Annotated in this window: 8 protein-coding genes; 4 read left to right on the plus strand and 4 right to left on the minus strand. The window is 42.6% G+C overall.

The window, feature by feature from the left end; translation table 11 throughout:
* Positions 1-181 precede the first annotated feature (181 nt).
* From QVP90_RS04865 to QVP90_RS04880, 4 genes are all read left to right on the plus strand, one after another.
* Entirely contained in the window at positions 182-415 is a 234-nt protein-coding gene (locus QVP90_RS04865; protein ID WP_005928665.1) for an ATP-binding protein, read from the plus strand.
* Positions 416-434: 19 nt separating this feature from the next.
* Positions 435-770, plus strand: coding sequence for a hypothetical protein (locus QVP90_RS04870; RefSeq protein WP_005928663.1), 336 nt, complete (start codon positions 435-437; stop codon positions 768-770).
* Positions 763-1,350 carry an RNA polymerase sigma factor gene (locus QVP90_RS04875; RefSeq protein WP_005928661.1) on the plus strand — a complete coding sequence of 196 codons (588 nt, stop codon included), beginning with the start codon at positions 763-765 and terminating at the stop codon, positions 1,348-1,350. The genes QVP90_RS04870 and QVP90_RS04875 overlap by 8 nt, the downstream gene beginning before the upstream one ends.
* A gap of 71 nt (positions 1,351-1,421) precedes the next feature.
* Entirely contained in the window at positions 1,422-1,703 is a 282-nt protein-coding gene (locus QVP90_RS04880) for a putative quinol monooxygenase (RefSeq protein WP_007479865.1), read from the plus strand.
* A 22-nt stretch (positions 1,704-1,725) separates the two neighbouring features.
* Here QVP90_RS04880 and QVP90_RS04885 read toward each other — a convergent pair whose 3' ends face one another.
* From QVP90_RS04885 to QVP90_RS04900, 4 genes are all read right to left on the minus strand, one after another.
* Positions 1,726-2,463: a ComF family protein gene (locus QVP90_RS04885; RefSeq protein ID WP_021935806.1), complete on the minus strand. Its 738-nt coding sequence runs from the start codon at positions 2,461-2,463 to the stop codon at positions 1,726-1,728.
* Complete coding sequence (locus QVP90_RS04890; protein WP_007479862.1) at positions 2,463-3,257, minus strand: inositol monophosphatase family protein; 795 nt, start codon at positions 3,255-3,257, stop codon at positions 2,463-2,465. The genes QVP90_RS04885 and QVP90_RS04890 overlap by 1 nt, the downstream gene beginning before the upstream one ends.
* A 43-nt stretch (positions 3,258-3,300) precedes the next feature.
* Entirely contained in the window at positions 3,301-5,439 is a 2,139-nt protein-coding gene (locus QVP90_RS04895; RefSeq protein WP_021935807.1) for a polysaccharide lyase 8 family protein, read from the minus strand.
* A 105-nt stretch (positions 5,440-5,544) separates the two neighbouring features.
* Positions 5,545-5,801: FAD-dependent oxidoreductase (locus QVP90_RS04900; protein ID WP_288203958.1), on the minus strand; the 257-nt coding region annotated here is incomplete at its 5' end.

The raw sequence follows: 5,801 nt of genomic DNA on the forward strand, positions 1-5,801 counted from the left end.
TTTACCCCTCAGATTTTTACGTTGACCCCTAATATCCATACAAAGACTATCCCATCGTAACAAGTGCGAAAACGACACACAAAAACACTTTTCTTTAAAATATCTTCGGTGCTGATTCGTCTTCAACAGTAGAAGGTATACCATCAAATAAAAATCAGTTGAATAAAAACAAGTTAGAAATATGTTTGGAATAAGAAGTAGAAAAATCATATCTTTACTCATTATAGATGCCAAGTGCACCGGTTGTGGAACATGCATAGACAAATGTCGCAGAAATGTAATATCTCTTGCAGAAGAAGGCGGATATAAATGGGCTTGGGCGGTACGTCCGGATGAATGTACCGGTTGTGGCAGATGTCAAAGATATTGTCCGGAAGACGCTATCCGCTTAATGACAAAGAAAATAGTAGATTAATCAAAAAAGAAATATGAAAATGAAAAGAAGAAATGCCGTACACATCTTTCGGGGAATCACCATCGTAATATTGTCGATAGCTGTTGCTGCTGTCATTGTTATGTTGTTATGGAATGCGTTAATTCCATCTATCATCGGCTGGAGTACCATCAATTACTGGCAAGCTGCCGGATTGCTGATCCTATGCCGCATTTTATTCAAGGGATTCGGTTTCCCTCATCCCGCAAACACTTTCCGTTTCAACAAAGAGCATATTGAAATGCACGACAGAATGAAACATATGACCTGGGACGAAAAACGCGCTTATATACGTAGCCGTATGGCTAAATTCCACGAGCAAGAAGCACATGAATGAGAAAAAGTCTCAGAAAATCGGAGATAATCAGAATCAATATGTATCAGAGCTCTTCCGGAAATACCAAGCCCAACTGAAAGGTTTCATTGCCAAGCGGGTTCCCTCCAAAGAGGATTGTGAAGATATTTTGCAGAATGTTTTCTATCAGCTTGCTAAAATAAACATTGAAACCAATCCTATTGAGCAGGTATCAGCATGGCTCTATTCCGTAACGCGCAACCAGATCATAGATTGGAGTCGCAAAAAGCGTGAAGAAGCATTACCCGAAGTTCACAATAACGAAGAGGATCAATCATTTATCAGTGAGCTCACCGGTCTGCTTTTAGACGAGGATGCTTCACCGGAAATGGATTTCATCCGTTCACTGGTTTGGGAAGAACTGGAAAATGCCATGAATGAACTTCCGGAAGAGCAGAGCACCATATTTAAACTGACAGAACTGGAAGGATTTTCTTTTAAAGAAATATCCGAATCCACAGGTATCACAGTCAACACGTTGATATCAAGAAAACGCTATGCCGTGCTTCATTTGCGAAAACGTTTAGCACGATTATACGACGAACTTCTGAATGACAATTGATTTTTTGATGTAAACCAAGCCTTTTCTCAAGACTAATATCTATTTTTGCAGCATATCAATCACATAACATTATGGAAAAGAAAACAATCGTAGCCCGTGCCGAGGTACTCCCGGGCAAAGAACAGGAATTTATCAGTAAGGCTGAGCCGCTGATTCAGGGAACAAGAGCAGAAGAGGGCAACATCAGTTACAACCTTTATCAAAATCCTTCCAATCCTACAGCATTTATTTTTTATGAGGAGTACAAAGACCAAAATGCCATAAGTGTACATGCCGCATCTGCACATTTTCAGGCATTCGGAAAGGCAATCGAAGGGTTATTGGCTTCAGAGTTAGTAATCGAGTCATTCTAAAAGGTAAGCTCCAAAAGAGGCATTACTCCGCTACTGCCAATGTCAGAATGCTGATACGGATATCTTCCACTTTGTCAAAAGCAGAAGCACAAGCTACGATAGTCGCTCCGGTAGTAAGCACATCATCAATGATAAGTATGTGCTTACCCGAAAAATATTCAGGAATAGTAACCCGAAAAATACCGTCCACATTTTCCCAACGCTCAAAAGCAGATTTGTGAGTTTGTGTCTCGGTATTCTTCTCACGTACCATACCGGAAGTGAACACGGGTATCAACGTTATTACCGAAACTCCACGGGCAATCCATTCACTCTGGTTATAGCCACGAAGCTTTTCCTTTTTCTTGTGAAGAGGGACGGGAACAAGCATATCGATTCCTTCAAAAAAGCCGGAAGACAATAATTCCACCGCCAGATGCCGCCCCATAATTTCCCCGATTTCCTTCTGCCCACCATATTTCAGTGAATGAAGTATGCGCCGCGTGTCTCCTCCCCGCCGGTAAAAGAAATAAGAAGTAGCCCGTTCCAAAGGAATTTTCCCCCAGAAAAGCTTTTCCACCGGATTATCCTTCATTTTATGATAATTCGTACGAGGCAGGTCCATGTTACAACGGGCACACAAGCACTCTTCTCCCTTTGCCAGCACCCCACCACATACAAGGCAGCACCGCGGAAAAAAGATCGAAAGAAAAGCATCCAACCAGTCTTTTATCAATATACTCTTCCTCCGCACAGTACTTATCACTACCTCGCTTATCACTAAAAACGAACCTCTTTCACCAAATCCTGCAAATAAGTATGCAGATGACCATTGGTAGCGATAATATGATGTCCTTCCATAAAATCTCTACTTCCATAGAAATCCGTAACTTCCCCACCGGCTTCGAGCACAATCAGTGCAGCGGCAGAATAATCCCATTTCCCGATGAAAGCCTCCAGCCAACCGTCAAAGCGTCCGGCAGCTACATAACAAATAGCGGCAGCAGCAGAGCCGTTCATACGGATAGCACCGGCTTTGCCATATAAATCATCAAGCAAATGCATGGCAATCTGCTTATAAGCCGCATCATTATAGGGCAGTTCTACAATCAGGAAAGCGTTTGTCACATCATCGATATCGGAGATATGTAACGGTTCACCATTCAACCACGCCTTTCCACCTTTCCATGCATAAAAACATTCATCGCGGCAAACTTCATAAACAACACCAAGCAACAGCTCATCCCGACTGCGCAAAGCGATACTGACACAATAAGGCGCATTATCATGAATATAATTAGTAGTACCATCCAAAGGATCGATCACCCAGCAATAAGGCTCGTCATTATATGTAGCAGAACCTTCCTCTGCAATAAATCCCGCTTCCGGAAGCAAAGCCGAAAGTTCGGTAACCAATCTGCGTTCCGATTCCTTATCGACATAAGAGACGTAATCATGCGTACATTTCTCAATCACTGATTCACGACGAAAATTCTTTCGCTCTTCCTTCAAAAAATGCCCGGCGGCAGTAGCGATACGGCATACATCCGCTGTCAATTGCTCTAAATCCAACATATCTTCTTTTATTTATTTCTCCGATTCTCCCGGCGAAGATAATTCATTTGAGAGAATATACCTTAGACATTCCGGCATAAATTCCCGTACCGGTAAAATCACATACCACTCTTTGGGCTTTCTTCACTTTAGCAGGTATACGAATATCTACATTAATAACAGATTGTGTTTGAGCAGGATCTGCAATATGAAACTGTGTAATAGTCCGATCTGTCTCTTTAAAAAGCAAAGCACACCCTCTATCTACCGTTACACTTATCTGCTTATGCTTAAAGGTCGCTTCCCGGTAGAATACCATCTGCCAGATACCCAATTTCTTATGCCTGACTACCTGTACTGAATCAGTATTGGTCAATATCTCCAGATCATCAGTCCGATAAGCCTCCATTTCTTCCACTGTATTTTTATTAGGAATAATTATATAAGCATAAGCCGCATTCTTAGGAGACCGTCCATGCTCAAACCCCAATGTAAACACCTCTTTTTCCTGTTCGCCCTTAGGAGCCGCAGTATTGATATCATACCAGTCTCCCGTCTGTATACGATTGGTAAGAGACAGACGACCGCCTGACGGAAACATATATCCCATCCCATTGTGCAAAACCCAGTTCAGATTATTTTCATAAGAGAAATCTCCCATTCCCAATGTAGTGATCCGGTCATTTACAGATGCGGTAACCGGTTTTTCTTTAAGAAGGCATTGATTGACAGTAGTATATAAATCCGTTGTTGCCGTAGAGGTAATACCGGCCCCGAGACATACAATCTCATCATCAAAAAAGAACCACGCCTTTTTAGCAGCCGTATTTATTCCGGCATACTTATCATCGTAAGCGTAAGCAGTTACTCCATAAATACTATCCGAAACCCCACCGACAAATGTGGCAGTTCCCCGTGTTTGCCAGTCACTGGCAGCTTTCGGCACAACAGGCATTTGTGGAGCCGTCACCCCTGGAATCTTTGTCCAGTTCCATACAGGGAAAATCCCGAAATATTCATCCCCGTCAATAACCATATTCGTACAACCGTCCGAAAGAAAATAAGTTTTCAGATTCTCACCATTACCATACTCACATCGGGCCGTACGGGCGGAAACCATACGGACATCAAACGTATAACCCGAGCGTACATGCAAAGTATAGTCTCCCCGGAAGTAATGTGTATGCAAAGGAGTTATTCCATAATCGGCCGGTCTCCGTCCTTCCAGACGTTCCACAATAGCCCGATATTCATCGGCATGCTCCGGAGCCAATACAATCATTCGTTTGGCAAACAGAGACATAGCGCTTTTATCGGTAATACCGGGACGGCTCATTCCACGTCCCAATACATCAAACAACATATACTTACCACGAATGGTCTGATAATAAGTCTCCCGCATGAACTTATCCAGAATAGCCATTTTCTCAGAAGGCAAAGCGTACTGAGTACCCTGTGTATACATTGCCACCTGCGTCACTCCTTTTAATATCTCGTCACCATATCCACCGATATACAATTGCACACCGTGCTGAAAATAGCTATTATCATACTGAAACCCCTCAGCCGTGGTATACTTAACCGTACTATACGAATAATCGATAGCCGTTTTCAGCAAATCTTCATCAGCTGTCAGGCAAGCCCGGTAAATCCAATGCAAGGCAATATCGGTCATGTTGGCTCCGGTCCATTTGCCGGGATCACCGCCCTCCACCTTCATCCGTTGCAGCGTCCTGTTTTCCAAATCAGATGGTATTTGCTTTTTCCCTGCCCGCATCTGAATCAAAAGTACACCTGTTTTTTGCGGTTCGGCAATCTGGTTGTACCACCAATTACTGCAATTCGGATTACGCCGATACCAATATTCAAGAGCTGCAACAATCTTATCATAAAGCGCCTCATCCTGAAAATATTTATTTTCCTCATTCGTATAAGCAAAAACAAAATCAGAAATACGATCGATATGAATCAACGGCTCCCAGTTTGTACGATCCGTTCGACTATAATCGATATCGGTAAACGAGCCATCAGCCGGATTGTATTTGGACAAAGCAGATTCTATCGAAGGATTATGGACAAAATCCATCCGTATTTTGTCCATAAGTATTTCAAATTCATCGACTTCCGGAGAAGCTGCCATTCCGGACACAAAAGGCACCACCAACAACACAACCAACCACATGCAATGAAATACGGTTCTCATACTGTACGTTTTTTAAGAGTTATCATAACAGTGAGTAAAGTTGGCGATTTTTCATGAAATACCGATTATCCTTCTTAAAAAAATCTCCTAAGAAAAACCTATTTGTCAAATAACTCCGCGTACCCTATCCTCAAACGCTGATAAAGCAGCTTTTGCACCTTCTCCCATGGCAATTATAATTTGCTTATAAGGGACAGTTGAAACATCACCGGCAGCATAAATACCGGGTACATTGGTGCGACCATGTGTATCAATCACAATTTCACCGGAACGATTCATCTCCACAACATCACGGAAAGATGCGCTATTGGCAGCCAGGCCGATTTGTACAAAGACTCCATCCAACTCTACCAGACGCTCTT

The sequence above is a fragment of the Bacteroides sp. CAG:189 genome, assembly GCF_000432295.1.
GTDB lineage: Bacteria > Bacteroidota > Bacteroidia > Bacteroidales > Bacteroidaceae > Bacteroides > Bacteroides salyersiae.